Source organism: Pseudomonas sp. IT-P2 (genome assembly GCF_949767575.1).
In the GTDB taxonomy this organism is placed as follows: domain Bacteria; phylum Pseudomonadota; class Gammaproteobacteria; order Pseudomonadales; family Pseudomonadaceae; genus Aquipseudomonas; species Aquipseudomonas pharyngis.
The window spans coordinates 391391-415800 of record NZ_CATKQA010000033.1 but is presented as its reverse complement, the minus strand read 5'-3'; the positions used below and the strand labels follow the sequence as shown (position 1 = coordinate 415800).

Below are 24410 nucleotides of genomic sequence, written 5' to 3'. Positions count from 1 at the left end.
CGATCATGATCACATCCTGCGACCATGCCTTGCGCCGCACTCGGGCAGCCCTCACCGGGCTCCCGTCCCGTGCCGGGCTGGGGCTCAAGAGCGAGCACTTCAGCGAAGTGCTCGACTCACGTCCGGACATCGGTTTCTTCGAAGTCCACGCCGAAAACTACATGGTGGCCGGCGGACCGTTTCACCACTTTCTGGGTTTGATCCGCGAGGCGTATCCGCTGTCGCTGCATGGGGTCGGGCTGTCCATCGGTGCCGAAGGCCCGCTGGATGTCCAGCACCTCAAACGCCTGGCCGCGCTGATCGAGCGCTATCAACCCCACTCCTTTTCCGAACACCTGGCCTGGTCGAGCCATGGCCCGGTGTTCCTTAATGACCTGCTGCCCCTGGCTTACGACACGCCGACGCTGAACCGCGTCTGCGACCACATCGATCAGGTGCAGAACACTCTCAAACGCCCGATGTTGCTGGAAAACCCGGCGACCTATCTGGCGTTCCAGCGCTCGACCATCGACGAAGCCGATTTCATCCGTGAAGTCATCCGGCGCACTGGCTGCGGGCTGTTGCTGGACGTGAACAATGTCTACGTCTCGTGCATCAACCATCAGCGCGATCCCCTGACTTACCTCGATGCACTGCCGCTGCACGCGGTAGGCGAGGTTCATCTGGCGGGGTTTGCCGAAGATTCCGACAGCCTCGGTGATCGCTTGCTGATCGACGATCACGGCGCGCCTATCGATCAAGCCGTCTGGTCGTTGTATCGAAAAGCGCTGGAACGTGCCGGCCCGGTGGCGACGCTGATCGAACGGGACAATCAGGTGCCGGCCTTCAAGGTGCTGTTGGCCGAAGCGCATCAGGCCGATGAGCTGTTGCTGTGCGCGGGAGGTCGGCCATGAACACTCAAGCCGCATTCAGCGCAGCGTTGCTCGATATCGACCTGCCCTGCCCCGAGGGTTTGTGCAGTGCCAACGGCGCCGATCCGGCCAGCCGTTTCGCGGTGTACCGCAACAACGTGCAGGGTTCGTTGATCAATGCACTGGCCGACAGTTATCCCGTGGTGATGCAGCTGGTGGGGGACGAATTCTTCCGGGCCATGGCCGGAATTTTCGTGCAAAGCCGTCCGCCCCACAGTCCGTTGATGAGCGACTACGGCAGTGAGCTGGAGGATTTCCTCAGAGGCTTCGAACCAGCCTCGAGCGTTCCCTATCTGGCCGACGTCGCAAGGCTGGAACGCCTGCGTACGCTGGCCTATCACGCGGCCGATGCGTTGCCTCTGAGTCAGGAGCGGATCGCTGCCGTATTCGCAGATGCCGATGCGCTGAATGAACTGCGCATTGGCCTGCACCCTTCGCTGTATCTGCTCGATTCAAACTTCGCCGTGGTGGACATCTGGGCCGCGCATCAGCACGACGCGACCCTGGCCGGGATCGATCTCAATCACGCCCAACACGCGCTGATCCTGCGCAACGGACTGGAGGTCGAGGTGTTCGCCGTGGAGCTCGGCGCCAGCCAGTTCATTCGCCAGCTCAAGGCCGGTCTGTCACTGACCCGGGCACTGGAATCCGCCGAGGCCTTCGACCTCAGCCAGACCCTCGCCCTGCTGATCAGTCGCCAAGTCATCACTCATTTCCATCCAAAGGTGTCGTCATGAACAGCCTCATTGTCCGCGCCATCGCGCTGCTGGAAAAAATCCCCCACAGTCTGATCGCTTTCATCGCGCGTTTTTCCATCGCGGCGGTGTTCTGGAAATCCGGGCAGACCAAGGTCGAAGGGCTGGCCGTCGACCTGATCGACGGCACCTTCGAGTTCGGCTGGCCGCGCCTGGCCGACTCGACGATTCCACTGTTCAAGAGCGAATACCCCGTGCCGCTGCTGTCGCCGGAAATCGCCGCGCATCTGGCAGCGTTCGCCGAACACTTTTTCCCGATCCTGATCCTCATCGGCTTCGCCACGCGCTTTTCGGCGTTGGCATTGCTGGGCATGACCCTGACCATTCAGCTGTTCGTGTATCCGGATGCCTACCCGACCCACGGCGCCTGGATGGCGGTGTTGCTGTACCTGATGGCCACCGGACCGGGCAAACTGTCGATCGACCACCTGATCGCCCGGCACTACAACCGGTCCAGCGCCTCGCCGCTGAGCTTGAACCAGCCGATCAGATAATCCGCCAGCACTTGGGTGCGTTTCGGTAACCCGCCCTGGTACGGATGCACCAGGTACATCGGCATGCGGCGGGTCTGAAAATCGCGAAGGAGCCAGCGCAATCGGCCGTCAGCCAATTCCGCCTGCAGCAGATAGGAAGGCAGGCGGGCAATGCCGGCGCCAGCCAGAGCGGCTTTCTTCAACAGGTTGTAGTGATTGCTGGCGAACGGCCCCGACACCCGCACCCGCAGCAGTTCATGCTGCTGGTGATAAAGCCATTCCTCGCGACCGCTGTAGTGACTGTTGAGCAGGCAACGGTGTTCGGCCAGCGCCTGCGGCGTCAGCGGTTCGCCAAAGCGCTGCAGATATTCAGGGCTGGCGCAGGTCATTTCCTGCCAGGCCAGCAACGGCCTGGCCACCAGTCGCTCATCATTGGCCACTTCGGTGCGGATCGCCAGATCGAAACCTTCGCGGGACAGGTCTCGGTAGCTGTTGCTCAGCTCCAGTTCGATCTGCACTTCAGGGTATTTCCGGGAAAACTCCAGCAGCAGACCGTCGAAGAAGGTTTCCCCCAGCGACACCGGAACCGTCATACGCACCGGGCCGGCCATGTCGTCCTTCAATCGCGCCAAAGCCTGACGGGCTCGCTCCACCTGGACTACAAGTGCCTGAGCCTGTGGCAATAACGCCGCGCCGGCCGCTGTCAGGCTCAGCCGACGCGTGGTGCGTTGCAGCAACACCACGGAAAACCGCGCCTCCAGCTGACTGATGCGCTTGGACAACTGCCCCTTGCTGCACCCCAGTTGCTGCGCCGCCAGGGTAAAGCTGCCCGCCTCGATCAACACCGCGAACGCCGCCAGATCATCCATCTCGCTCATGGATTGTTTCCATTTGAAAACCAAAGGTTGCCCATTAGTGCGCTTATCCGCAGAAAAAACCACTCTAGACTGAAACCTCGTTCAATCACTTGAGGCAATCACGATGAAAATTCTGTTGATCGGCGCGGGCGGCACCATCGGTTCGGCCGTGGACAAAGAGCTGTCGCAGCGTCATGAAATCATTCGCATCGGTCGCAGCAGTGGCGATTATCAGGTGGATATCAGCGACAGCGCATCGATTCGCAAGCTGTTCGAACAGACCGGCAAGTTCGACGCGCTGGTCTGCGCCGCCGGCAACGTGACCTTCGCCCCACTGGGTGAAATGACCGAAGACAGCTTCGCCCTCGGTCTGAAAGACAAGTTGATGGGCCAGGTCAATCTGCTGCTGATCGGCCGCGAATTCGCCAACGACGGCGCCTCGTTCACCTTCACCACCGGCGTGCTCAGCCACGATCCGATCCGCAGCGGCGCCTCGGCTGCACTGGTCAACGGCGCGCTGGACAGCTTCGTGCGCGCCGCCGCCATCGAGCTGCCACGCGGTCTGCGCGTGAACTCGATCAGCCCGACCGTGCTGGTCGAAGCCATGGGCAGCTACGCCCCGTACTTCCGTGGCTACAAGCCGGTTCCTGCGGCGGATGTGGCATTGGCCTACGCCAAGAGTGTCGAAGGCTTGCAGACAGGTCAGACATTTCACGTGGGCTAAACCCTTGTGATGAACGGTCAGCCTGCGTAACGTGGCGGCACTTGTCTGGAGAGCCGAAGATGCGTGTTGCCCGTTCCCTGATCGTTGTTGCCCTGCTCCCGTTGTTTGCCGCGTGCCAGTTGTTCGATGGGGCGCGGGAAAGCGCCTCCCACGTCGGCCAGACGCGGATGCAGGGGCAACTGACCGCTGCCGACGGCAAACTGGTGTTCCAGGCCTGCGGCGAGCAGCGCCAATACGTAGTCAATGACATCGGCGGCACCAGCGTCCTGCAAGAGGCCGCCACGCTGGCCGATGAGCAGGGCAAACTGTTCGCCGACGTACGCGGAAAGATCGCCGGCGACCGCCTCGACCTGACCCAGCTTTATCGCGTCGAACGCTCCGGCACTGCCTGCGACGATCCCAACTTCAAACAGCTGATCCTGCGCGCCGCCGGCCATGGCCCGGAATGGAACGTCAAGGTCAGCGGCAAGGGCCTGGTCATCGACCGCGAAGGCCAGCCGCCGCTCGCCGTGCCTTACGTCGAAGAACAATTGGGCGATGGCCGCTTCAACCTCAGCAGCGAAGCCAACAACCAGCGCATCGAACTGTGGGTGGCGCCGCAGCGCTGTGTCGACAGCAGCACCGGCAGCGTGCAGCACATGAGCGCCGAGCTGCGTATCGACGGCAAGGTGCAGCGTGGTTGCGGGTATTTCGGCGGCTCGCGCAACGACTGATCGTTTTACCCTCACGGGATCCGGCCGATGCGGCTTATAATCGCCGCCTTCAAACGCCCTGGCGCAGTTGTGCGCCCCGCGAACCGGATCCTGTCATGTTACGAATCACCGAACTCAAGCTGCCGATCGACCATCCCGACGAAGACCTGCGCGCTGCCATCGTGCAACGCCTGGGCATTGCCAGCGATGACCTGCTCGACTTCACCTTGTTCAAGCGCAGCTACGATGCGCGCAAAAAGTCCTCCGAACTGTGCTTCATCTACACCATCGACCTCGAAGTGCGCGACGAGGCCAAAGTGTTGGGCAAGTTCGCCGACGACCGTAACGTCAACGTGGCGCCGGATGTCAGCTACAAATTCGTCGGCCAGGCGCCGAGCGACCTGAGCCAGCGCCCGATCGTGGTCGGTTTCGGTCCGTGCGGGATCTTCGCCGGCCTGCTGCTGGCGCAGATGGGCTTCAAGCCGATCATCCTCGAACGCGGCACCGAAGTGCGCCAGCGCACCAAGGACACCTGGGGCCTGTGGCGCAAAAGCGTGCTCAACCCCGAGTCCAACGTGCAGTTCGGCGAAGGCGGCGCGGGCACGTTCTCCGACGGCAAGCTGTACAGCCAGATCAAGGATCCGAAATTCCTCGGCCGTAAAGTCCTGCACGAGTTCGTCAAGGCCGGTGCGCCGGAAGAAATCCTCTACGTCAGCAAACCGCACATCGGTACGTTCCGTCTGACCGGCATGGTCGAGACCATGCGCGAAGAAATCCGCGCCCTCGGCGGTGAAGTGCGCTTCCAGGAACGCGTCACCGACGTGCTGATCGAAGACGGCCAACTGGTCGGCGTCGAGCTGGCCAGCGGCGAAATCCTGCATTCGAAACACGTGGTCCTGGCCCTCGGCCACAGTGCCCGCGACACCTTCCGCATGCTCCACAGCCGTGGCGTGTTCATGGAAGCCAAGCCGTTCTCGGTGGGTTTCCGGATCGAGCACCCGCAATCGCTGATCGACCGTGCGCGTCTGGGCAAGTACGCCGGCCACCCCAAGTTGGGAGCCGCCGACTACAAACTGGTGCACCACGCCAAGAACGGCCGTTCGGTCTACAGCTTCTGCATGTGCCCGGGCGGCACCGTGGTGGCGGCGACCTCCGAGCCGAACCGCGTGGTCACCAACGGCATGAGCCAGTACTCGCGTAACGAGCGCAACGCCAACTCCGGCATCGTCGTCGGCATCACCCCGGAAGTCGATTATCCGGGCGGCCCGCTGGCGGGGATCGAGTTGCAGGAACGTCTGGAGTCCCACGCCTTCATCCTCGGCGGCAGCGACTACAAGGCGCCGGCGCAACTGGTCGGCGACTTCATCAACGACATTCCTTCGACCGAACTGGGCGAAGTCGAGCCGTCGTACAAACCGGGCGTGGCACTGGGCGATCTGGCCCTTGCCCTGCCGGACTTCGCCATCGAAGCGATCCGCGAAGCACTGCCAGCGTTCGAGAAGCAGATACGCGGTTATTCGCTGCACGATGCAGTGCTGACCGGAATCGAGACCCGCACCTCGTCACCGCTGCGCATCACGCGTAACGAGGCGCTGCAGAGCATGAACGTCAAAGGGCTGTTCCCGGCCGGTGAAGGCGCGGGTTATGCGGGCGGGATTCTGTCGGCGGGTGTTGACGGGATTCGGATTGCGGAAGCCGTGGCGCGTGACATCCTCGGTCTCGAGGCCTGACACCGGAAAATTGTGGGAGCGGGCTTGCTCCCACATCAGGTTCCGGGTGTATCAAATATTGGCGCGCAGAACCGAGGTCGGCAGCGCCTCACCCCTCTCGGCACTCGCCGCTACAGCCGCCATCAATCCCTCCAGCTCATAGCCCTGCGCCTTGAGCCACGCCTGATCGTAATAGGTGTCCGCATAGCGCTCGCCACCATCGCACAGGATCGCCACGATCGAGCCTGACTCCCCCGCCGCTTTCATCTGCTGCGCCGCCATCAGCGCGCCGATCAGGTTGGTACCGCTCGACCCGCCCACATGCCGGCCCAGACGCTGCGCCAGGTAATGCATGGCCGCCAGCGACAACGAATCCGGCACCTTGACCATCGCGTCGATCACCTTGGGCAGGAACGACGCCTCCACCCGAGGCCGGCCGATGCCTTCGATCCGCGAACCGTGGTCCAGACGCAAACTCGCGTCGCCAGTCTGGTAAAAATCGAAGAACACCGAACGCTCGGCATCAGCGCACAGCACGCGGGTGCAGTGCTGGCGATAACGCACGTAACGCCCGAGGGTCGCGGTGGTACCGCCGGTGCCGGGGCTGGAGATCAGCCAGGCCGGGCATGGATGCTGTTCGTAGCGCATTTGCTGGAAGATCGATTCGGCGATGTTGTTGTTCGCCCGCCAGTCAGTGGCGCGTTCGGCGTAGGTGAACTGGTCGATGAAGTGACCGTCGTGTTCGCGGGCCAGGCGTTCGGATTCGGCGTAGATCTGGGTCGGATCATCCACCAGATGACTCTGGCCACCGTAGAAGGCGATCTGCGCAATCTTTTCCTTGGAAGTGGTCGCCGGCATCACCGCAATGAACGGCAGGCCGAGCATCCGCGCGAAGTACGCTTCGGAAATCGCCGTCGAACCACTGGACGCCTCGATCACCGGCGCGCCGGGCTTGAGCCAGCCGTTACACAAGGCGTAGAGAAACAGCGAACGGGCCAGTCGATGCTTGAGGCTGCCGGTCGGGTGGCTGGACTCGTCCTTGAAATACAACTCGATGCCCGGAAAACCCGGCAGCGGCAAGGGGATCAGGTGGGTGTCGGCGCTGCGCTGGAAGTCCGCTTCGATGATCCGGATGGCTTCGCGGGCCCACTGTCGGTTGTCGCTCATGGCTGTCGTTCTCGTTGAATCGGGCAGAAGTGCCTTCACAGGCTCAGCCCCCAAGCTTAGGAAAAAACCTACGGCACCGACAGATACAGCTGAACTTCAATCCCTTGGGCAACTGCTAGGCTCTCCTGCACGTGGGGCCGATGCCCTGCAATCATATATAACAAAAAAGAATATAACTTTTGTTTTAACAACTAACGGTACGGGTTAGGGTGTGCCACCTTTTGACTTTATCGATGGAGAGCGACCTTGCCTCTGCGTAGCACTTTCACGCGTTTCTTTCAGTTGGAAGCTGCCAGCGGTCTGTTACTGATCGCCGCAGCCATCCTGGCTCTGATCATCAACAACTCGCCGCTGTCGTGGTTGTACAACGGCCTGCTCGACACCCCGGTGGTGGCGCAGATCGGCGCATTGAAAATCGCCAAGCCTCTGCTGCTGTGGATCAACGACGGCCTGATGGCGCTGTTCTTCCTGCTGATCGGCCTGGAAGTGAAGCGCGAAGTCCTCGACGGTCAGTTGTCCAAGCCGTCGCAGATCGTCCTGCCCGGTGCGGCGGCGATCGGCGGCATGCTGGTGCCGGCACTGATCTACTGGTTCCTCAACCGCGACAACCCGGCCGCCCTCGATGGCTGGGCGATTCCGACCGCCACCGACATCGCCTTCGCCCTTGGCGTACTGGCCTTGCTCGGCAAGCGCGTGCCGGTGTCGCTGAAGCTGTTCCTGATGACCCTGGCGATCATCGATGACCTCGGTGCCATCGTGATCATTGCGATCTTTTACTCCGGTGAGTTGTCGACCCTGTCGCTGGGCCTGGCGGCGGCGTGCATCGCGGCGCTGGTGGCGATGAACCGGCTCGGGGTGGTCAAGCTCGGGCCGTACATGATCATTGGTTTGATTCTCTGGGTCTGCGTGCTCAAGAGCGGTGTCCACGCCACACTGGCCGGCGTAACCCTGGCATTCTGCATCCCGCTGCGCACCAAGAATGCCGAGCCTTCGCCGCTATTGGCCCTCGAACACGCGCTGCACCCGTGGGTCGCCTACGGCATTCTGCCGCTGTTCGCCTTCGCCAACGCCGGCCTGTCGCTGACTGGCGTCACCGCCGAAAGCTTCACCCACCACGTCCCGATGGGCATCGCCGTCGGCCTGCTGCTGGGCAAGACTCTCGGCGTGTTCGGCCTGACCTGGCTCGCCGTAAAAATCGGCATCGCCGGCCTGCCCCAAGGCGCCAACTGGGGCCAGGTGCTGGGCGTGGCGATCCTCTGCGGGATCGGCTTCACCATGAGCCTGTTTGTCGGCTCCCTCGCCTTCGTGCCGGGCGCCAGTGAATACGCCGGGATGGACCGAATGGGCATTCTCACCGGCTCGGTGTTTGCGGCATTGATCGGTTATGCGGTGACATTGGCGGCGAGCAGAAAGAACAGCGCGCTGCGATAGCCGTAGCGAACAATCCCCACGTCTTTAGAGATACGTCCTACAGCCACGATTTTCCTGCTTCGTTAACGTCGTGCAGCCCCTTGCGAGGGGTTGCCGATGCATGAACGAAAGGACAATTAGTGGCTGGTCAAAAGGACATTCCCCGGGTTCCCAACCCACCGGCAGGCGACGGGCATCACGTTACCTACCGCTACATGACGGCCACCGAACTAGCCGATCAGCAAGAACGACAAGACAAGTACGACGCCATGCTAGCGAGGCAGGACGCCTTCGAGCGTAGCCGTGAGGTGGCGGCGAACAAGCCTGAGCCGGTGCGCGCGGGCTGCGTATTTGCCAAGTCCTGCAAGTTGCCGGACGCGATCATCGATTACTCGAATCCTTCGGGGATGGTGCCGACTGACAGCCTGAAGGATTACGGCGAGCTGATTTTGCTCGGTGGCCGGGAAGCCGATGGCAGCGGCGGGGTTGAGCTCAAGAAAATCAGCGGCACCGCCATTCCTGCGGGGCTGGGCACTTTTTCCCTTGCCGGTGAGGCGTTCAAGGCATTGCCCGCGATGGCCTCCGCCGCTGTCATCAGTCCGTTGCTCGGGCTGGTGGCGATGTTCGTGCCCTCGAACCTGGGCGACAGCGCGCTCTATACCGAAGACCAGTTGCTCGCCCTCAAACAGGCCCGAACCCGTGTGCGCTTGCGCGTTGAACAGCAGGCCGATGGCAGCCTTAAGGGCTACGGCTTCTACACCGGCAAGAATCGCGATTGGGAGATGGTTGATGTTGTGCAGTTCGCTGCACGCGATAGCCGGTTTGTCGCAGACCTTGGTGAAGGTGTTGAGCTGGTCTGGACGCCTGCCGTGGATGGTTCCGACATTCTTGGTATTCCGGAACTGGAGGCTGCTCCGCAGGCGCCGCATATCTGGGTGTACCCGCCGACGAAAGCGGCGGACGGGATTCTGGTGAATCCGGTTTATCCGCCGGAGTATCGGGATTTCATATTGGTGTTTCCGGCGGAGTCCGGGGTTAAGCCGCTGTACATTGTTGTCAGCAAACCTGGAGACCATAAGTACTACGATGATCCCGAAACACTTCCTGCGTTCCCCGACACTCAAAGGGTGAAGTCAAAGGCCTCAGTACGAGGTGGTGGGAAAAAGAGAGCCCGCTGGCTTGATGGAAAAGGCCGGATATATGAATGGGACTCCAAAACCGGCGCTATTGAGCTGTACGACAAGCTGGGAATTCATTTGGGAGAATTCAATCATTTGACCGGAGAGCGAACAAAAAAAGCAAAGCCAGGCAGAACGACTCCCAAATAACTCACTAAAGAGAAAGAGATGCGCTATTTATCGATCACCGGATTTTTCCCCGATGAGAAACAGGATGACTCGTTGCAATTCGAGCTTAAGGTCAAAGACTACGGATTGAGCCAAGCGTTAGCGCAAATCACTGAATCCAAACCACTTGAGGAAATAGAACCAGGAGAGCTGGAGATGACAGAGAGTCAGGTCAGACAGGCAGCTGAGCTACTTAAAGTCGACTTTCCGCAAGGCTTGGAATACTTCATTGGTACTCGTGCGAGCTCGTGAACATATAAAGAAAAACCCCGACCAGTCACCTGATCGGGGTTTTCTTTTACCGCTCGTTTGCGATTAGTGCGAAACGCGGCTGGTCCCGCCAACGGTCGAAATCCGTACCCGCTCACCCACGCGGAACACTTCATTCTCCTGCACTTGCTGCACATAGGCGCGCATGCTGCCGTCGTCTTCACGCACGGTGATTTCAACACCTTGAGTGCGGGTCAGGCCTTCTTCAGTGGCCGAACCGATCAGGCCGCCGGCCACGGCACCGATAACGGCTGCAACGATGCTGCCTTTGCCGCCGCCGATCGCGCTGCCACCGACGCCGCCAACCACTGCACCGGCAGCGCCGCCGATCGGGGTCTTGGTGCCTTCAATTTTCACCGGACGCAGGGATTCGATGGTGCCCATGCGAATCGTCTGCACGCGACGCGCTTCGTCACGGGAGTAGGAGTCACCGGTCAGGCTCGACTGGCAGCCGGTCAGCAACATCGCCATCGTGGAAAAGGAAGCAACCAGCAGAACAGACTTACGCATAGCATCAACTCCAAAGGACAGGTATTCATTAAACTCCGCAGCTTGACGCCTGTCACGGCGTCGCCCGGATTAAGTTGCTTTCATTCAGGCCCGGTACAGGCGCCCGCGAACTCACCCAACAGTAGCGCCAAATTCCATTTCCTGCGCCGCCGACCCAAGGATTTCCATGGATTACTTCATCATTGTCGTCACCACCGCCGCCGGTCTGTACTTCCATTGGTGGCTGTATGTACGAATCAAACGCTGGATGGATCGCGATCTGGCATTGTCACTGGCCGGCAAGGATGAAGGCAAACGCGCCTTCATGCTCGAACGGCTGGAGCAGGCTCAGGCGCAGAAGATCAAGCGCCGGGACCTGCCGAAGTGGCTCGACGCCGCTGCGGCAGGCTATCCCGCTCGGTAGACTGCTCAGGGTGCCAGACGTTCAAGAATCCAGTCGGCGCCCTGCACACGGTAGTTGAGGCGATCGTGCAGACGGCTCGCGCGGCCCTGCCAGAACTCGATGCGCTCGGGGAGCAGGCGGTAACCGCCCCAGTGTTCCGGGCAGTGAGGCTGAGTGTCGGTGAAGCGTTGCTCGGTCGCCTTGAGCAAGTCTTCCAGTTCGCCCCGGCCGTTGATCACCCGGCTCTGCGGTGAGGCCCAGGCGCCAAGTCGGCTGCCCAGCGGCCGCACTTGATAGTACGCGTCGGACTCTTCAGGCGAGACCTTCACCACCCGCCCTTCAATCCGCACCTGGCGCTCGAGGGTCGGCCAGAAGAACGTCATGGCAGCGAACGGATTCGCCGCCAGATGCTGGCCCTTGGCGCTTTCGTAGTTGGTGAAGAAGGTGAAGCCCTGCTCGTCCAGCCCCTTGAGCAGCAGAATGCGGCAATGCGGACGGCCGTCCGCATCCACCGTGGCCAGGGTCATCGCGTTGGCTTCCACTGGCGCCTGTTCGGTTTTCACCGCTTCGGCAAACCACTGGTGAAACAACGCAAAGGGCTCCGCCGGGGCTTGCGCCTCGGTCAGGCCGTCCCGGGTGTAATCACGACGCATATCTGCCAGAGACTGGGTCACGGCGCATTCCTTTTCGTTAGCGGATCACTTTTTGGTGGTATCGGTCGCAGCGACTTTCTTGTCGGTTGCGGCGGCTTTGGCGGGCGCGGTCTTTTTCGCCGGAGCCTTGGCCGGGGCCTTTTTCGCTGGAGCCTTGGCAGCAGCTTTCTTGGCCGGAGCCTTTTTGGTGGCCGGTACGGCGGCCTTCTTCGCAGCCGGCGCCGGGGTTACCGGTTTGGCGGCAGGCTTGACGTCCTGGGCGGCGACCATGGTCACCGGCTTAGGTGCTGGCATGTTGTATTTGCTCAGCAGCGCGACCATGGTGTTTTGCGGAGTCACCAGCAGTTCGACACGGCGGTTCAGGGCACGGCCTTCAACGCTGTCGTTGGCGGCACGCGGTGCTTCGGAACCCATGCCGCGCAACATCAGGCGATCACGCTGCAGGCCGCTGAGGCGGAAGATCGCCGCCACAGCCTGGGCGCGTTCCTGGCTCAACTTGACGTTGGCCGGAGCGGCACCGGTGGTGTCACTGTGACCGAGCACCAGTACGGCGGTTTTCGGGTCGGCTTCGAGGATTTTCGCCACGCGGGTGAACGGGCCGAGAGTCACTGGCAGCAGCATGGCCGGGCGATCCGGGTTGAACGAGCCTTCCACCGGCGCCGTCACGACCAGCACGTTCTCACGGCGTTCGAGTTGCAGGTTGCTGTCCTTGATTGCGGTGCGCAGGCGCGGTTCGTAGTCATCCAGCCAGGCTTGAGTGACTTTCGGATCGGGCATCGGCACGACTTTGGCCGTGTCCTGCTCCTTGCCGCCGAACGGCCACCACCATTTGCCGCCCTTGTCGGCTTCAGCCTTGGCGACTTCGACCGGTTTTGCTTCGGGCTTGGCTTCAGCTTTCACTTCTGGCTTGGCTGCCGCCGAGTCGTCCGAGCCAAACGGCCAGTACCACGGACTGCTGCTCTCGGCCTTGGCCACCGGCTCGGTGGCGGCCGGTTTCAACGGCGCAGGCGCCGGAGCCGGCTCCTTGGCAGCAACTTTGTCGGAAGAACCGAACGGCCACCAACTGCCGCCATCGGCGTCGTTCTTCGGAGTCTGTGCACAACCGGTGATTGCGAAACACAGGGCCAGGGCGAGAGTTTGTTTGGACGACATTGGAAACCCACAAAAAGAATTAGTGAACAATCAGAGGACTTTCGCCCGGATAAACAGACGCTTTGAAACGAAATTCGCCATGAGGTTCCGGCCCTGGAACCTCGGACGATGCTTTACAGACAAGTGGCAAGTACCCGCGCCAGCTTCTGCGCGCGCGGATCCATCAAGACGTACGGCCCCAGGGTATTTGTCACAAATCCGAAGGCCACATCGTGCTCCGGATCAGCAAAACCGATGGAACCACCCGCACCCGGATGCCCGAATGCACGCGGGCCGAGGCCGTAAGTGGCATTCGGCACGTCGGGTTGATCAAGCATGCAACCGAGACCGAAACGGGTGCGGGTCAGCAAGGTCTTGTCCTCGCCGAGGCTGTGTTCACGGGTCAGTTCGTCGAGCATTTCGCTTTCCAGCAGGCTGCCGTCGAGCAGACCGGCGTAGAACCCGGCCAGACTGCGCGCATTGCCGTGGCCGTTGGCCGCCGGTTGCTGCATGCGGCGCCATTCCGGCTTGTTGGTGCTGGTGAGCACCGACGGCGGATTGGTGAAGGCCCGAGTGGTCATCGCTGTTGGTTCGCGCATGGTCACTTGCAGCAAGCGCTGGGCGGCAGCGTCGCCAGTGTTGCCCTTGCCCCGGGCAATGTGCGCCACGCGATGGAATTCTTCGTCGGCTAGACCGACATGAAAATCCAGCCCCAAAGGTTTGGCGACCCGCGCCACGATCGACTCCCCCGGTCCACGACCATCGGCGCGCCGCAGCAATTCGCCGATCAGCCAGCCGTAGGTGATCGCGGCATAGCCGTGACCGGTGCCCGGCGTCCACCACGGTGCTTCGGCCGCGAGGGCGTCGACCATGGTTTGCCAGTCGTACAGCGCTTCCGGCGCGAGCAATTCGCGCAGGGCCGGCAGACCGGCCTGATGGCAAAGCAGTTGGCGCAGGGTGACGGATTCCTTGCCGGCGGCGGCGAATTCCGGCCAGTAACGGGCAACCGGCGCATCGAGCTGCAACTTGCCTTCGGCAACCAGTTGCAGCGCGGTGACGGCGGTGAAAGTCTTGGTGCAGGAGAACAGGTTGGCGATGGTGTCGCTGTGCCAGGCCTCGGCGCCGTCCTTGTCGGCGGTGCCGGACCAGAGGTCGAGGACGGTTTCGCCGCCGACCCGGATGCACAACGCGGCGCCGCGTTCCTGGGGATCGTCGAACAGTGCGGCGAAAGCTTCGCGCACCGCTTCGAATTGAAGCTCGTAATGTCCCTGAATCTGCACCCGCAACTCCCCCGCGAAAACGCTCTACAAAGTGGCCCGCATTGTTCCAGCCCGTGAAGCTTTTGGGAACCGCTGCGGGCCGGGCGGTCTTCAGGTTTCGTATTGATCAGTGGCCGTTGCCGGAATGCCCGCCGGTGTGGCCTGCCCCCTGCCCCGGGCCTTTGCCGGCGTCCGCTTTACGGCCGCCTTCGGCTTCGTGGCCGGCCTTGTCCGCTGCGGCAGCCGCCTTCTGCGCCTCTTTGCTCAACTGATCGACGGTCGCCAGGTTGCTCTTGCGCACGGCTTCGACAAAACCCTGGAACGGCAGATCGGTGACGCCAACCAGACCGAAGTGGCCGTTCTCGCCATCGAGCAGGCGCCCGGTCACCGGTTGGTCCAGATACTGGAACCAGTGCACGCCGACAATCGACGGTTCGCTCAGCGCCTGTTTGAGGAAGTTGGCGTAGGCCGGGCCACGGTCTTCTTCCTTGCTCAACGGGGTCACACCGCCCCAGAACGGGCCTCGGTCGGTGGAGCCGAAGTTGAATTCGGTAATCAGCACCGGTTTGTCGAGGCTGCGCAGCGCGGCGAAGTCATAACCGTCCTGCGGTTGCAGGGTGTACATGTTGAAGCTCAGCACATCGCAATACTGGGCGCAGGACGCCACGGCTTCCGGGGTGCTGGTGGCGAAACGGCCGCCGAGCAGCAACTGGTTCGGCGCGTGCCATTTCAGCGAGTCGGAAATGGTCTTGAAGTAGGTGTCGGCGAAGACCTTCTGGAAGTATTTGAAGTCGGCCTCGATTTCCGGATGCTCCGGGTTCGGCAGCGGCGCCTCGAAACCCGGGTCTTCCATCAATTCCCATGCCGGCAGATCAATGCCCCAGGCCTTCGACAGCCCCGCCTGATTGCGGTACTTGTCGCGCAACTGCTTGAGGAACGCGCGTTTGGCCGGAACGTCGGTGGTCATTTTCAGGGTGCCGTAGGCCAGCGCGTAACGGGATTTCGGATCATCGCCGGGGCCGGCCCAGGCCAGTTCGTTGTCGGCGAAATAGCCGATCAACCACGGATCATCGCGATGGTCACGGGCGGCAATCGCCACGGCGCGTTCGGTGGCCATGGCGAAACGCGGATCGAACGGGTCAGGCATGCCGCCCCACCAGTCGGTCCCGGTGCTGATGCTGGTGTAATCGCCGACGATCGACAGCGGCAAGGTGTACGGCATGCGCTCGGCGTCACCGAGGACAGGCGCGCTCCAGTTACCGACCGTGTTGAAGCCCCAGGCTTGCAGGCGGTCGAGAGTGTGGCTGGCCCACTTTTGCTCGTCGACCGTGTTTTTGCACGGCGTCGCAACTCTTTGCCCGCTGGTGGCTGCCGACTCGGCAACCCCGGCTTTCGGCTGTTCGGAGGCGGCGACCGGCGCACTGGCGTTGGTCGCCGCTTCTTCAGCGGCCCCGGCCTTGGCGGCTTCGGCCACTCCGGCCTTGTTGCCGCTGTCCGAAGTGCACGGCTCGCCATACAGACGCTGAAGGTTGGCGCCGTAGAAGTCGTACCAACGCCCGAAGTTGTAGCCACGGCCCTGATCGGCGCCGTTGCCGCCACGGTTATCACCTTCGCCGAAGTGGCTGGCCAGTGGCTCTTCCGGTTTGGGCAGGGATTCGAACATGTATTCGCGGCCTGCCACGTAGGTCTGGTTGACCTCCGGGCTGACGGTGTTTACGCCCAGGGAATAGAACGGATGGCCCTCGGGCGTCACCAGATACCAGCGGCCTTCACGCTTTTCGGTGCGGAAGAAACCGCTGGCCTTGAACGCCGGGCCTTTGCTCCAGCCACCGAACTTGTCCAGCGAGGATTTTTCGCGCTCGGCCAGCCAGGTGTTCAGTTGTTGCTGTTCTTTGGCGGCGGCGGATTTCAGTTGTTCGTCATTGGCGACTTTCTCCAGCCACTTGCCGCGAGTGGATTGGCCATAGGCATCCACCAGATTGCCGTAGGCGGATTTGATCACCTCGCCCTCGTCCTGCACGCCAAAGCGCTCGAGCAACAGACTTTGCGCGGCTTTCGGCTGGTCCATCGACAGGCTGACCGATACCACCTGGCTGCGATCCAGCTCACCGCTGCTGCTCGCCAGCAGAATGCGCTGCCCATCGATCGTCATCGGCATCACCGGGCCGGCTTTCATGCCCTGGCTGAGTGGCGAGGTCGCGGTCAACGGCACGAGCAAGGTCTGCGCCGGGCCGGCCGGCAGGTCAACGCGGCTGACCAGGGTCTTGCCGTCATTGCTCTGGATCTGAACGTAGACGGTCACCGCCCAGTTCATCGCGCTCTGGATACGCAGGCTCATCATGCCGGACTGTGACCAGTCCCAGGCACCGGTCTGCGGGGACAGACGCAAGGTCGGGCGGGCCGTCGGGTTGAACGTCACCCGGCGCAGCACTTCACCCTCGGGAGTCTGCTCGGCGTTGGCTTGCGGCAGGTCGGCGTTTTCGGTCGCCACTTTCACCACATCGGCGGGGCGAACAAAGTTGAACAGGGTCTGCTGGCCGGCAGGTGCCGCGATTAAAGGCGCAGCGAAAACCAGGGCAAAAACGGCAGGCAACGAACGACGAATCATGAGAACGGAATTCTCCCTAACGACCCGCAAGGGCCAATGGAAAAGCAGTGACAGAGAGATAGACAGCGCGGCGGGCAAAACTGCCCACCGATGTCTCAGGATATTTCACGACGGAAAGGAGGCAACGCATTGAGGATCGCCTTGCCGTAGCGCTGGGTGACCAGCCGCCGATCCAGCAAGGTGATGGTGCCGCGGTCTTCTTCGGTACGCAGCAGTCGGCCGCAGGCCTGGACCAGCTTCAACGAGGCGTCGGGCACCGAGATTTCCATGAACGGATTACCGCCACGGGCCTCGATCCACTCCGACAGCGCCGCCTCGACCGGGTCGTCCGGCACCGAGAACGGGATCTTGGCGATCACCACGTGTTCGCAGTAGGCCCCCGGCAAATCCACGCCTTCGGCAAAACTGGCGAGGCCGAACAACACGCTGGAATCGCCGCCATCGACCCGCGCCTTGTGCTTGTTCAGGGTTTCCTGTTTCGACAGGTTGCCTTGAATGAACACTTGCTTGCGCCAGTCACGGTCGAGGCCGTCGAACACGTCCTGCATCTGTTTGCGCGACGAGAACAGCACCAGACTGCCGCGCGAGCCTTCGACCAGTTCCGGCAGGTCGCGGATGATCGCGGCGGTGTGGGCAGCGGCATCCCGCGGGTCGGCCTTCAGGTCCGGCACCCGCAACACACCGGCGTCGGCGTGATGGAACGGGCTCGGCACCACGGCGGTGACGGCTTTTTTCGGCAGGCCGGCACGCATGCGGAAGCGGTCGAAGGTGCCGAGGGCGGTCAAGGTCGCCGAGGTCACCAGACAGCCGTAGGCCACGTTCCACAGGCTGCGGCGCAGGGTTTCGGCGGCGAGGATCGGGCTGGCGTTGACCTCGATGTCGAACAGCGAACCGCTTTCGGCCAGGGTCAGCCAGCGGGCCATCGGCGGGTTGTCTTCGGGGTCTTCGGCGGTGAACGCGGTCCACAGTTCCCAGTTGCCGGAGGCACGGGACAACAGGCTGCCGAACAGTGGATACCATTCCTCGGCCTGATTGCTGGCGATGCCGATGTTGACCTCGCCGTCCATGCCTTCCTTGAGCAGATCCGTCAGGCGGGTGAACAGGTCGTTGAGGCGGGCGAAGCCTTTTTTCAGCTCGATGCCCATCTCGCGCATGTGCTCGGGAATCACCCCACCGATGAAGCGGTGACGCGGACGTTCGCGGCCTTCGACATCTTCACCGGGCTTGAAGTCGGCGATCTGTTCGCAGGCGGTGAACATGAACTGCTGCTGGGTCTTGATCTCCCGCGCCAGCTCCGGCACCTGCTCGATCAGCTTGCCGAGATCGCCCGGCAGCGGGTGCTGGGCCAGCAGTTTGGTGAGGTTCTTGGCGGTGGTTTCCAGCCAGTCGGCGGTGGAACGCAGGCGCGTGTAGTGAGCGAAGTGGCCGATGGCCTTGTCCGGCAGGTGGTGGCCTTCGTCGAATACATAAATGGTGTCGCGCGGGTCTGGCAACACGGCCCCGCCACCCAGTGCGAGGTCAGCCAGCACCATATCGTGGTTGGTGACGATCACGTCGACCTTGCCCATACCTTCGCGGGCCTTGTAGAAGGCGCACTGGCCGAAGTTCGGGCAGTGACGGTTGGTGCACTGGCTGTGATCGGTGGTCAGGCGCGCCCAGTCGGCGTCTTCCAGCGCGTTGGGCCAGCTGTCGCGGTCGCCGTCCCATTTATTGCCGGCGAGTTTCTCGATCATGCTGGTGAACAGCTTCTGGCTGGCCTCATCGACCTCGATCTTGAAGCCTTCTTCTTCGAACAACTGGGCGGTGGCGGTCTGTGCGTGGCCTTCCTGCAACAGCATGTCGAGCTTGGACAGGCACATGTAGCGGCCACGGCCCTTGGCCAGGGCGAAGCTGAAGTTCAGCCCGCTGTTGCGCATCAGGTCGGGCAAATCCTTGTAGACGATCTGCTCTTGCAGGGCGACGGTGGCGGTGGCGATCACCAGGCGCTTGCCGGCCAGTTTGGCCGTCGGGATCGCGGCCAGGCTGTAGGCCACGGTCTTGCCGGTACCGGTGCCGGCTTCCACCGCGACAATCGCGGGGTCGCCACTGCGCCGGCCTTCGTCGTCGGTGTCGATATCCCCGAGGACCTTGGCGACTTCAGCGATCATCAGGCGTTGGCCGTAACGCGGCTTGAGGCTCTTGGCCTCTAGAAAACGCGAGTAGGCGCCCTGGATCGTGGTTTTGAGTTCAGTGCTGATCATTGAGTGTCGGGCGCAAAAAACGCTGGATAAATTTTCAGTGGTTCGGATGGGGGGCTATCATACCCCGCGAATCAATCCTGCGCAGATCGGAGTACCCCAATGACACCTTTTAGCCTCGTTTACCCCATCCATGTACTGGCCGCGCTGGTGTGGGTCGGCGGTATGTTTTTCGCCTGGATGGTGCTGCGCCCTGCGGCGATGAAGGCCCTGGACGGTCCCGGGCGCCTGACGCTCTGGGTGGAAGTGTTTCAAGGTTTTTTTCGTTGGGTGTGGGGAGCGGTGATTCTGCTGCCGGTGACCGGGGTGGGCATGCTGCACCTGCAACACATCGCCTTCGACAACGCACCGCGCTATGTGCAGGTGATGATGGGGTTGTATGTGGTGATGACCGCGTTGTTCATCCGGATTCAGGCATTGATGCTGCCGGAACTGCGCACGGCGGTGCAGGCGAAGGACTGGCCGGCGGGTGCGGCAGTGCTGGGGCGGATTCGCAAGGTGGTCGGGTTCAACCTGCTGATCGGGGTGCTGCTGGTGGCCGTGGCTGCTGCGCGCCCCTCGTTCTGACAAGCGCGTTTTACCTGATCGTTCCCACGCTCTGCGTGGGAATGCAGCCCGTGACGCTCCGCGTCACTGGACGCGGAGCGTCCCTAAAGGCATTCCCACGCAGAGCGTGGGAACGATCAACGTAGAGGGTGGGAGCAATCGATTACAGGCGCTGTACGGTGACAGACCCCGCCGCACCCGCAGGCCCCGGCTGCCCGTCAGCCCCCGGCTTGCCGCTCTTGCCGCCGTCGGCGCGATACACCAGGCAGCCCTTGGATTTGCCACCCGCCCCCGGTTTACCGCCAGGACCGGCCGGGCCACCGGCACCGCCGGCGACTTCGACCTTGATCAGCTCAGCCGGAAACTCGCGCGGTACTTCAAGTCGCACCAGCGCGCCCGGTGCACCCGGCTGACCATCGCTGCCGTTGCTGCCATCAAAACCGTGTCCCGCCTGACCCCAGGTGCAACCCGGCTCCTGACCGTTGGCGCCATCAAGCCCGACAAATCCCGGCGCACCGGTGCCGCCACGGGCATCGACCACCAGTTTCGGCGCGTTCAACGCCTTGAACTGCAGATTCAGATTGCGCCCGGCGCGGGCAGCTTTTTCGTAGGTGCCCGGTGCGCCACGGGCGGTGATCTGGCTGCCTTCGGCGAGTTCGGCGCGGCTGACTTTCATCTCCAGCGCCTGTTCGCTCGGCACGATGGCAATGCGCGCTTCATGGCCCAGCTGCAATTCGCCGACACTCAGTTCGGTCACGTTCGAGGGAATCAGCAAAGTGCCGTAATCGGCGACCACCAGTTTCTCCAGTTGCAGAGTGCTGGCGGTGTTCGGCAGACGCATCAGCGAGTTGGTTTCGACGCTGACCACTTGGGCGCAGGCCAGGGGACTGATGAATGCAGCAAGCAGGCAGAGTTTACGCATGGGAAGCCTCCGGAGCGGCCGGGGCCGGGATGGTTTGCAGGTGGAATACGCCGAACAACAGGATGCGGCCACGATCACGCCAAGGGTGCGGACGCCCCTTGAGGCTGCGGTTGCACAGCAGCACTTCGAGCACGTGGATCGCCAGCAGCAGACCGCCGGCCAGATTGACCAGCAGGTGCAGCGGATGAACAAACGGCACCAACTGATTGGCCAGCACCACGCAGCAGAACAGCAGGGTCAACAATCGCCCCAGCCCACAGAACACCTTCATACGCTCCCCCGTGTTGCGAATTATTCTTTGGGCGCACAGTAACGGCTTCTGCAGGGGATAAGCCAGAGGGAAAAATGAAAAAAACCGATCCACCGCCGGATGGCTGCCGGTTCGACGACGTTCATCGACCGACAGCTCTAGCCCGCGGACTACAGACCCATCCTAACGATTGATGTGCAGTTCCACCCGACGGTTCTGCGCACGCCCCTCGTCCGTGTTGTTATCGGCGACCGGTTCGGTTTCGCCGCGCCCTTCACTGGTGAGTTTGTTCGGCGCCAGGCCCTGACTCAGCAAATACTCCGCCACGCTGCTGGCGCGACGTTCCGAAAGCGCCTGGTTGTAGGCATCCGAACCCTTGCTGTCGGTGTGGCCGATGACCTTGATGCTCACCACATCGGCATTGCGCAGTTTGTCCATCAGCGTGTCGAGCTGGCTTTTTGCGGCCGGTTTCAAATCCGACTTGTCGAAGTCGAAGAGCACGTTGCCGGCATCGTTGAGAGTGATGACTTCGGTTTGCGGGGCCGGTTCGGCGGGTTTCTCGGTGAGCGGGTATTGCGGCAACGGGCAGCCACGGTGGTCGACCGGGGTGTTGGCCGGGGTATCGGGGCAACGGTCGCGGCGATCGAACACGCCGTCGTCGTCTTCATCGCCATCCTGGGCATAGCAGATCAATCCGCCGGTGAGGATCCCCAGCGCAGCGCCACCGCCGGCCCAGCCGCCACTTTCGAGCGCGCCGAGACCGCCGCCGACCAGTCCGCCAATAAGGCTGCAGATCGGCCAGGTACGTTGATTGAGGGGAGCGGTGCCATCGCTGTGGGTGGCGCAACCGGTCAACAGGCTGCCCAGCAGCAGAACCGGCAAGACGGACCTTGTAAGAACACTCATCGTTAAAGCTCCTGTGTCACCGGCCCATACCGGTTACACAGGAGTAAAGACCCGCATCCGCGACTGCACAAGCCGCGGATGCGAGGGGGCTAGCGGTTGATTTTGATTTCGGTACGACGGTTCAGCGCGCGACCGTCCGCAGTTTTGTTGTCTGCCACCGGCTGGCTTTCACCGGCACCGGTCACCGACACGAAGCTGCTTTGCGGTACGCCGCTTTCAACCAGGTACTTGACCACCGAGTGCGCGCGGCGATCCGACAGTTTCTGGTTGTAGGCATCGCTGCCGACGCTGTCGGTGTGGCCGGTCACGGTCAGTTGCGCGGTGCTGGATTCCTGTTTCAGGCGCGAAGCGACCTTATCCAGGACCAGTTTGTCGGCCGGGGTCAGCGTGGCCTTGTCGAACTGGAAGTGAACATCGCGGATGACAATGGTTTCTTCCTTGACCACTACAGCTTCTTCGACCACTGGTGCAGGGGCTGGTGGAGGGCAGCCGTCGGCATCGACCTGTACGCCTTTAGGCGTGCCCGGGCACTTGTCGCGACTGTCCGGCACACCATCGCCGTCTTCATCGCCGTCACCGTGAACCCAGCAATAGGCCGCTGCCGTACCGCCGACGAGTAACGCGCCATACCCCGCCCATGCGGAGCTTTCGGTCGCACCGAGCCCCGCACCGACGACACCACCGACTGCCGCACAGGTCGGCCAGTCGGTTTTCTGCAAACCTGCGCAACCAGTCAACACACTGGTTAGCAGAACCAAGGGTAATGCTGTCCGAACTATGCTCATCTAGTTTTCTCCTGAGGGATCGGCTTAGAACCGATTCAGGGAGTAAAGACCGGAGTTTTAATCTCCGCCAGCAATAGGCCATTGCTGTTTGTGCGCCTGTTCACGGGACTTCGACGAATTTGCCGCAAACCCGCAGGACAGAGATCTAGGCCTTGGCGTCCGGGCAGGCTAGTCTTGGCGCTCTGATTGAGGAGCTTCGATGAACGTCGCCATTTCTTCCCGCACGCCACAGCAGGCATTGGCCGCCCTGCTCGACCGCTACGCCCCGGCACGTCTGCTGCTGATCGGCGCCAGCGAGTTCCCGGCGCTGGCTGCCTTCAAGGAAGCGCACCCGGACACCTGCGTCGCGCACGCCGCGCCCGGTGCGTTGCCGGCGGAGCTGGCGGCCCGCCGTTTCGACCTGGCGCTGGTGGTCGATTGCCTGGAACATTTGCCCAAGCGCGACGGCCTGAACCTGTTGGGCGGGATCCGCAACCTCAACGCCAGCCGCATCGCCGTGCTGGCGGATCTGCCGGCCAGCGGCTGGCAGGAAACCGATTTTTACTCTCTGGCCCTGCAAGCCAGCGAACGCTTCGCCCGTGACGAGCAGGTACTGACACTCTTCACCTACGATCTGCTTGACTACAAACAAGTCCCCGACTGGCTCAACTCGCGGTTCTGGGCCAATCCGGAAAACTTCGGGAAATACTGGTGGTAATGCAATGAGTACAGCCATTTGCCCTTGCGGCAGCGGCAACCTGCTGGATGCCTGCTGCGGTCACTATCACGCCGGCCACCCGGCCCCGTGCGCCGAAGCCCTGATGCGCTCGCGCTACAGCGCCTACGTGCTGGGCCTGATCGATTATCTGGTGGCGACCACCCTGCCCGCCCAGCAAGCGGGGCTGGATCGCCAGTCGATCAGCAACTGGAGCGCCCAGAGCACCTGGCTCGGTCTGGACGTGGAAAGCTCGGAAGTGCTCGGCGGCCAGCCGGAGCACGCGTTCGTCACCTTCACCGCGCGCTGGCATGACGGTCAGGGCGAACACAGCCACCGCGAGCGCTCGTCATTCGTGCAGAACAGCGGGCGCTGGTACTTCATCGACCCGACCGTGCAACTGAAGCTGGGCCGCAACGACGCCTGCCCGTGCGCCAGCGGCCAGAAGTTCAAGAAATGCTGTGCGGGGTATTTCAGCAGCTGAGGCTAGACTGGGCAGCAAAGGGAGTTAAACCATGCTCGGTCATTGGCGCACAATCCAGGTCTTCTCACTGCTCATGTTTCTGGGGCTCGGCGGCTGCGCGTCCTGGTTTACCGACGACGCCCGCGACCCCGCCGTGCACCTGGTGAAAGTCGAAGTGGTGCGCGCCAAGTTGCTGGAACAGAAATTCATCCTGCACTTTCGCATCGACAACCCCAATGACAGCGACCTGACCGTGCGCGGCCTGGAATACCGCATACACCTGGCCGACATGCTGCTGGCCGAAGGCGAGCACGAACACTGGATCACGGTGAACCCCAAAAGCAGCGCGTTTTACAAGGTGCCGATCCGTACCAACCTGTGGCCAAAGGTGAAAGAGGTGGTGAAAATGCTGAAAAACCCGAACCAGCAGATTCCCTATCGACTGGAGGGCGAGATGGAAACCGGTTTATTCATCGCTCACTACGTGCACCTGGCGCGCAATGGCGTGATAATCCCCGCCGATTTGATTACGGAGTGACCCCGATGACCCAGCAACCTCATGTCCATGGCCCAGACTGCAACCACGATCATGACCATCACCACCATGATCACGACCATGGCCATGTCCACGGCCCGAACTGCGGCCACGCTCACCAGGAACCGGTGCGCAACGCCCTGAAAGACGTTGGCCGCAATGACCCTTGCCCCTGCGGCAATGGCAAGAAATTCAAGAAGTGCCACGGCGCTTGA

At 62.2% G+C, this 24410-nt stretch carries 27 protein-coding genes; 15 read left to right on the top strand and 12 right to left on the bottom strand.

What is annotated here, in order from left to right; translation table 11 throughout:
* The first annotated feature begins 5 nt into the window (after nt 1–5).
* From ACM6JM_RS18080 to ACM6JM_RS18070, 3 genes are read left to right on the top strand one after another with little or no spacing between them, the layout of a single operon-like run.
* Nucleotides 6–893: a DUF692 domain-containing protein gene (locus tag ACM6JM_RS18080; RefSeq protein WP_414882284.1), complete on the top strand. Its 888-nt coding sequence runs from the start codon at nt 6–8 to the stop codon at nt 891–893.
* Nucleotides 890–1648 (top strand): DUF2063 domain-containing protein, encoded by a 759-nt coding sequence (locus ACM6JM_RS18075; RefSeq protein ID WP_103386899.1) that lies wholly within the window; start codon nt 890–892, stop codon nt 1646–1648. Before ACM6JM_RS18080 ends, ACM6JM_RS18075 begins: the two co-directional genes overlap by 4 nt.
* Nucleotides 1645–2160: a DoxX family protein gene (locus ACM6JM_RS18070; RefSeq protein WP_134334019.1), complete on the top strand. Its 516-nt coding sequence runs from the start codon at nt 1645–1647 to the stop codon at nt 2158–2160. Before ACM6JM_RS18075 ends, ACM6JM_RS18070 begins: the two co-directional genes overlap by 4 nt.
* Here ACM6JM_RS18070 and ACM6JM_RS18065 read toward each other — a convergent pair.
* Nucleotides 2109–3017, bottom strand: coding sequence for a LysR family transcriptional regulator (locus tag ACM6JM_RS18065; protein WP_134334020.1), 909 nt, complete (start codon nt 3015–3017; stop codon nt 2109–2111). The two genes, ACM6JM_RS18070 and ACM6JM_RS18065, sit on opposite strands and share 52 nt — an antisense overlap.
* 103 nt (nt 3018–3120) lie before the next feature.
* Between ACM6JM_RS18065 and ACM6JM_RS18060 the strand changes: the two genes are divergently transcribed.
* The 3 genes from ACM6JM_RS18060 (at nt 3121) to ACM6JM_RS18050 (ending at nt 6142) form a co-directional block, all read left to right on the top strand.
* Nucleotides 3121–3720, top strand: a complete 600-nt coding sequence (locus ACM6JM_RS18060; protein WP_414882283.1) for a short chain dehydrogenase — start codon at nt 3121–3123, stop codon at nt 3718–3720.
* A 59-nt stretch (nt 3721–3779) separates the two neighbouring features.
* Nucleotides 3780–4433, top strand: a complete 654-nt coding sequence (locus tag ACM6JM_RS18055; protein WP_039771383.1) for a COG3650 family protein — start codon at nt 3780–3782, stop codon at nt 4431–4433.
* A gap of 95 nt (nt 4434–4528) precedes the next feature.
* Nucleotides 4529–6142, top strand: a complete 1614-nt coding sequence (locus ACM6JM_RS18050) for an NAD(P)/FAD-dependent oxidoreductase (protein WP_414882282.1) — start codon at nt 4529–4531, stop codon at nt 6140–6142.
* 51 nt (nt 6143–6193) lie between these two features.
* Here the strand turns inward: ACM6JM_RS18050 and ACM6JM_RS18045 are convergent, their stop codons facing one another.
* Nucleotides 6194–7288 carry a PLP-dependent cysteine synthase family protein gene (locus tag ACM6JM_RS18045; RefSeq protein WP_414882281.1) on the bottom strand — a complete coding sequence of 365 codons (1095 nt, stop codon included), beginning with the start codon at nt 7286–7288 and terminating at the stop codon, nt 6194–6196.
* Nucleotides 7289–7534: 246 nt separating this feature from the next.
* Between ACM6JM_RS18045 and nhaA the strand changes: the two genes are divergently transcribed.
* The 3 genes from nhaA (at nt 7535) to ACM6JM_RS18030 (ending at nt 10296) form a co-directional block, all read left to right on the top strand.
* A complete protein-coding gene (gene nhaA / locus ACM6JM_RS18040; protein WP_414882280.1) occupies nt 7535–8719 on the top strand; it encodes a Na+/H+ antiporter NhaA in 1185 nt (394 codons plus the stop codon).
* Nucleotides 8720–8838: 119 nt separating this feature from the next.
* Nucleotides 8839–10026: an S-type pyocin domain-containing protein gene (locus ACM6JM_RS18035; RefSeq protein ID WP_163974129.1), complete on the top strand. Its 1188-nt coding sequence runs from the start codon at nt 8839–8841 to the stop codon at nt 10024–10026.
* Nucleotides 10027–10044: 18 nt separating this feature from the next.
* Nucleotides 10045–10296 (top strand): pyocin S6 family toxin immunity protein, encoded by a 252-nt coding sequence (locus tag ACM6JM_RS18030; RefSeq protein WP_039771372.1) that lies wholly within the window; start codon nt 10045–10047, stop codon nt 10294–10296.
* A gap of 63 nt (nt 10297–10359) precedes the next feature.
* Here the strand turns inward: ACM6JM_RS18030 and ACM6JM_RS18025 are convergent, their stop codons facing one another.
* Nucleotides 10360–10824, bottom strand: coding sequence for a glycine zipper 2TM domain-containing protein (locus ACM6JM_RS18025; protein WP_007969461.1), 465 nt, complete (start codon nt 10822–10824; stop codon nt 10360–10362).
* Nucleotides 10825–10990: 166 nt separating this feature from the next.
* On the opposite strand from ACM6JM_RS18025, the gene ACM6JM_RS18020 reads away from it, so the two are divergent.
* Nucleotides 10991–11227: a hypothetical protein gene (locus ACM6JM_RS18020; protein ID WP_103386895.1), complete on the top strand. Its 237-nt coding sequence runs from the start codon at nt 10991–10993 to the stop codon at nt 11225–11227.
* 5 nt (nt 11228–11232) lie between these two features.
* On the opposite strand, the gene pdxH is transcribed toward ACM6JM_RS18020, so the two are convergent.
* From pdxH to dinG, 5 genes are all read right to left on the bottom strand, one after another.
* On the bottom strand, nt 11233–11880 hold the full coding sequence (gene pdxH, locus ACM6JM_RS18015; protein WP_085612359.1) for a pyridoxamine 5'-phosphate oxidase: 648 nt from the start codon (nt 11878–11880) through the stop codon (nt 11233–11235).
* Nucleotides 11881–11904: 24 nt separating this feature from the next.
* Nucleotides 11905–13011, bottom strand: coding sequence for an OmpA family protein (locus tag ACM6JM_RS18010; protein ID WP_414882279.1), 1107 nt, complete (start codon nt 13009–13011; stop codon nt 11905–11907).
* A gap of 113 nt (nt 13012–13124) precedes the next feature.
* A complete protein-coding gene (locus ACM6JM_RS18005; protein WP_011332785.1) occupies nt 13125–14270 on the bottom strand; it encodes an EstA family serine hydrolase in 1146 nt (381 codons plus the stop codon).
* A gap of 106 nt (nt 14271–14376) precedes the next feature.
* Complete coding sequence (locus tag ACM6JM_RS18000; RefSeq protein ID WP_414882278.1) at nt 14377–16857, bottom strand: beta-agarase; 2481 nt, start codon at nt 16855–16857, stop codon at nt 14377–14379.
* Nucleotides 16858–16952: 95 nt separating this feature from the next.
* Nucleotides 16953–19097: an ATP-dependent DNA helicase DinG gene (dinG, locus tag ACM6JM_RS17995; RefSeq protein ID WP_007952008.1), complete on the bottom strand. Its 2145-nt coding sequence runs from the start codon at nt 19095–19097 to the stop codon at nt 16953–16955.
* 99 nt (nt 19098–19196) lie between these two features.
* Between dinG and ACM6JM_RS17990 the strand changes: the two genes are divergently transcribed.
* Nucleotides 19197–19661, top strand: a complete 465-nt coding sequence (locus ACM6JM_RS17990) for a CopD family protein (RefSeq protein ID WP_074691390.1) — start codon at nt 19197–19199, stop codon at nt 19659–19661.
* Nucleotides 19662–19803: 142 nt separating this feature from the next.
* On the opposite strand, the gene ACM6JM_RS17985 is transcribed toward ACM6JM_RS17990, so the two are convergent.
* The 4 genes from ACM6JM_RS17985 to ACM6JM_RS17970 all read right to left on the bottom strand — a co-directional run bounded on the left by ACM6JM_RS17985 (nt 19804) and on the right by ACM6JM_RS17970 (nt 22503).
* On the bottom strand, nt 19804–20562 hold the full coding sequence (locus tag ACM6JM_RS17985; RefSeq protein WP_039771355.1) for a collagen-like triple helix repeat-containing protein: 759 nt from the start codon (nt 20560–20562) through the stop codon (nt 19804–19806).
* Nucleotides 20555–20833 (bottom strand): DUF1145 domain-containing protein, encoded by a 279-nt coding sequence (locus ACM6JM_RS17980; protein WP_039771353.1) that lies wholly within the window; start codon nt 20831–20833, stop codon nt 20555–20557. Before ACM6JM_RS17980 ends, ACM6JM_RS17985 begins: the two co-directional genes overlap by 8 nt.
* Nucleotides 20834–20995: 162 nt before the next feature.
* Nucleotides 20996–21718: an OmpA family protein gene (locus tag ACM6JM_RS17975; protein ID WP_414882277.1), complete on the bottom strand. Its 723-nt coding sequence runs from the start codon at nt 21716–21718 to the stop codon at nt 20996–20998.
* An 89-nt stretch (nt 21719–21807) separates the two neighbouring features.
* Nucleotides 21808–22503, bottom strand: coding sequence for an OmpA family protein (locus ACM6JM_RS17970; protein WP_011332779.1), 696 nt, complete (start codon nt 22501–22503; stop codon nt 21808–21810).
* Nucleotides 22504–22702: 199 nt separating this feature from the next.
* Here ACM6JM_RS17970 and ACM6JM_RS17965 point away from each other — a divergent pair, with 199 nt between their 5' ends.
* Genes ACM6JM_RS17965 through ACM6JM_RS17950 form a run of 4 tightly spaced genes read left to right on the top strand, consistent with a single transcriptional unit; the run spans nt 22703 to nt 24410 of the window.
* Entirely contained in the window at nt 22703–23200 is a 498-nt protein-coding gene (locus ACM6JM_RS17965; RefSeq protein WP_011332778.1) for a DUF6231 family protein, read from the top strand.
* A gap of 4 nt (nt 23201–23204) precedes the next feature.
* Complete coding sequence (locus ACM6JM_RS17960) at nt 23205–23681, top strand: YchJ family protein (protein WP_039771349.1); 477 nt, start codon at nt 23205–23207, stop codon at nt 23679–23681.
* A gap of 31 nt (nt 23682–23712) precedes the next feature.
* Nucleotides 23713–24198 (top strand): LEA type 2 family protein, encoded by a 486-nt coding sequence (locus ACM6JM_RS17955; RefSeq protein ID WP_011332776.1) that lies wholly within the window; start codon nt 23713–23715, stop codon nt 24196–24198.
* A gap of 5 nt (nt 24199–24203) precedes the next feature.
* Nucleotides 24204–24410 carry an SEC-C metal-binding domain-containing protein gene (locus ACM6JM_RS17950; protein WP_007955014.1) on the top strand — a complete coding sequence of 69 codons (207 nt, stop codon included), beginning with the start codon at nt 24204–24206 and terminating at the stop codon, nt 24408–24410.

Coding starts and splice junctions, on each gene's coding strand:
- ACM6JM_RS18025 (WP_007969461.1), bottom strand. CDS start 10,824: ATGCGTAAGTCTGTTCTGCTGGTTGCTTCCTTTTCCACGATGGCGATG.
- ACM6JM_RS17955 (WP_011332776.1), top strand. CDS start 23,713: ATGCTCGGTCATTGGCGCACAATCCAGGTCTTCTCACTGCTCATGTTT.
- ACM6JM_RS18080 (WP_414882284.1), top strand. CDS start 6: ATGATCACATCCTGCGACCATGCCTTGCGCCGCACTCGGGCAGCCCTC.
- ACM6JM_RS18050 (WP_414882282.1), top strand. CDS start 4,529: ATGTTACGAATCACCGAACTCAAGCTGCCGATCGACCATCCCGACGAA.
- ACM6JM_RS17980 (WP_039771353.1), bottom strand. CDS start 20,833: ATGAAGGTGTTCTGTGGGCTGGGGCGATTGTTGACCCTGCTGTTCTGC.
- ACM6JM_RS18075 (WP_103386899.1), top strand. CDS start 890: ATGAACACTCAAGCCGCATTCAGCGCAGCGTTGCTCGATATCGACCTG.
- ACM6JM_RS17990 (WP_074691390.1), top strand. CDS start 19,197: ATGACACCTTTTAGCCTCGTTTACCCCATCCATGTACTGGCCGCGCTG.
- ACM6JM_RS18020 (WP_103386895.1), top strand. CDS start 10,991: ATGGATTACTTCATCATTGTCGTCACCACCGCCGCCGGTCTGTACTTC.
- ACM6JM_RS17970 (WP_011332779.1), bottom strand. CDS start 22,503: ATGAGCATAGTTCGGACAGCATTACCCTTGGTTCTGCTAACCAGTGTG.
- dinG (WP_007952008.1), bottom strand. CDS start 19,097: ATGATCAGCACTGAACTCAAAACCACGATCCAGGGCGCCTACTCGCGT.
- ACM6JM_RS18055 (WP_039771383.1), top strand. CDS start 3,780: ATGCGTGTTGCCCGTTCCCTGATCGTTGTTGCCCTGCTCCCGTTGTTT.
- ACM6JM_RS17975 (WP_414882277.1), bottom strand. CDS start 21,718: ATGAGTGTTCTTACAAGGTCCGTCTTGCCGGTTCTGCTGCTGGGCAGC.
- ACM6JM_RS18060 (WP_414882283.1), top strand. CDS start 3,121: ATGAAAATTCTGTTGATCGGCGCGGGCGGCACCATCGGTTCGGCCGTG.
- ACM6JM_RS18070 (WP_134334019.1), top strand. CDS start 1,645: ATGAACAGCCTCATTGTCCGCGCCATCGCGCTGCTGGAAAAAATCCCC.
- ACM6JM_RS17985 (WP_039771355.1), bottom strand. CDS start 20,562: ATGCGTAAACTCTGCCTGCTTGCTGCATTCATCAGTCCCCTGGCCTGC.
- ACM6JM_RS17965 (WP_011332778.1), top strand. CDS start 22,703: ATGAACGTCGCCATTTCTTCCCGCACGCCACAGCAGGCATTGGCCGCC.
- ACM6JM_RS17950 (WP_007955014.1), top strand. CDS start 24,204: ATGACCCAGCAACCTCATGTCCATGGCCCAGACTGCAACCACGATCAT.
- ACM6JM_RS18030 (WP_039771372.1), top strand. CDS start 10,045: ATGCGCTATTTATCGATCACCGGATTTTTCCCCGATGAGAAACAGGAT.
- ACM6JM_RS17960 (WP_039771349.1), top strand. CDS start 23,205: ATGAGTACAGCCATTTGCCCTTGCGGCAGCGGCAACCTGCTGGATGCC.
- ACM6JM_RS18065 (WP_134334020.1), bottom strand. CDS start 3,017: ATGAGCGAGATGGATGATCTGGCGGCGTTCGCGGTGTTGATCGAGGCG.
- ACM6JM_RS18000 (WP_414882278.1), bottom strand. CDS start 16,857: ATGATTCGTCGTTCGTTGCCTGCCGTTTTTGCCCTGGTTTTCGCTGCG.
- ACM6JM_RS18010 (WP_414882279.1), bottom strand. CDS start 13,011: ATGTCGTCCAAACAAACTCTCGCCCTGGCCCTGTGTTTCGCAATCACC.
- ACM6JM_RS18045 (WP_414882281.1), bottom strand. CDS start 7,288: ATGAGCGACAACCGACAGTGGGCCCGCGAAGCCATCCGGATCATCGAA.